Annotated in this window: 1 protein-coding gene and 1 pseudogene; both read right to left on the bottom strand. The window is 35.4% G+C overall.

What is annotated here, in order from left to right:
* Nucleotides 1-608: pseudogene (locus J3353_RS15965) on the bottom strand (hypothetical protein); the annotation flags it as partial.
* Nucleotides 605-1,437: ATP-binding cassette domain-containing protein (locus tag J3353_RS15960; RefSeq protein ID WP_207685242.1), on the bottom strand; the 833-nt coding region annotated here is incomplete at its 5' end. The pseudogene J3353_RS15965 and the gene J3353_RS15960, both read right to left, overlap by 4 nt.

Raw genomic sequence — 1,437 nt, 5'->3', positions numbered from 1 at the left:
GATAAGGGCTGCGCATAAACTACTTCATACATATTGCTTCGATAATCTCTAATAAGCAATAAAAGGAATAGTGGAAAAATCAAAAAGGCAGATATTCCTTGCACATAAGTAATATATTTCTCCATTAAAATAGGACTATATCCTTTTGTACCTAGTTCTGCTTGAATATTACTGTTTACTTCATCCACAGTACCCAACCGATTTCCAAATTGGCTTTTGCTTGCCATCAGCCAAGGAAATATATAGCTATTATCTTTCATAGCTAAATAAATGTCATCAAAGGTATAGTTATCATCTTTGAGCATTGTCAGTACCGGTTCAAATTCTTTTGCATTTTCATCAGATATAGTTCCAGCAGAGATCATTTGCTCCAAATACTGACTTGTCTTCTCTTTTAGCTCTTCGTCCGTGTTGGACACATCAATAAAATCTCGTTCACCAGCACGATCTAGTGCCTGTATATCGCTTTCGCTGTTCACTGGTATGTGGAAGACTTCACTCATTTGCGTAAAAGAGAATACTGTGAGCAACACTAAAGTGATGATAAATGGAAAGCTTGTAATTTGTTTTTTTGATTCAAACCATATTAGCTTAATAGCGTCCATCATTTTCCCCCCTTAATAGTTGTCAAATAAACATAGACTTCTTCTAATGTAGGCTTATATGGTATGCTGCTTGGCTCTGCATCATTTTCACATATTACAGTAGCCCGTACTTGCGTATCATCTCGCTTAAAGGAAATCACCGTATGACTTTCTTCAAACTTGTGTAATTCATCTTTTGTATTGAATCTAGCCTCATAAATTTTCCCTTGCACTGACTTTAACAAATCTTCTATGCTGCCAGAGTATAGTAGTTTCCCGTTGTCCAGGATCGCCAACTTATCACATATATACTCTATATCTTCTATAATGTGAGTTGAGAATAAAACAGTATTCTTTTCAGCATATTCGTTTAACAATTTTCGTATTTTTATTCTCTCTTCAGGATCAACTCCTACAGTGGGCTCATCTACTATTAAAACTGGCGGATTACCAAGTATAGCTTGAGCAAGCCCTACCCGCCGTTTCATACCTCCAGATAATTCTTTATATTTTTTCTTTCGCTCATTATATAAATTTACCTTTTCCAGTGTTTCTCCGATGGTTTTCTTATCAAAATCACGCATAATACATATATACTCCATGATTTCAGAAACGGTAAATTCTTTATAAAATCCAAATTCTTGAGGTAAATAACCAATACTGCGCTTGATTTGAGTTTTATTTGCCGGAGTAATGTCCATACCTAATATAGATGCAGTTCCCCCTGTTGGTTCAATAAGTGTCGTTAATATTCTCATAAGGGTAGTCTTTCCAGAGCCGTTTCGTCCTAATAGTCCAAAGATTCCAGTATCAATAGAGAGCGAAACATTATTTAATGCAGTAACTTTATTAC

Origin of the sequence: Faecalibacterium sp. Marseille-Q4137 (assembly GCF_017377535.1) — a bacterium.
Taxonomy (GTDB): Bacteria; Bacillota; Clostridia; order Oscillospirales; family Ruminococcaceae; genus Faecalibacterium; species Faecalibacterium duncaniae.
The sequence above is the reverse complement of the archived record's forward strand: the minus strand, read 5'-3'. Positions and strand labels throughout refer to the sequence as shown.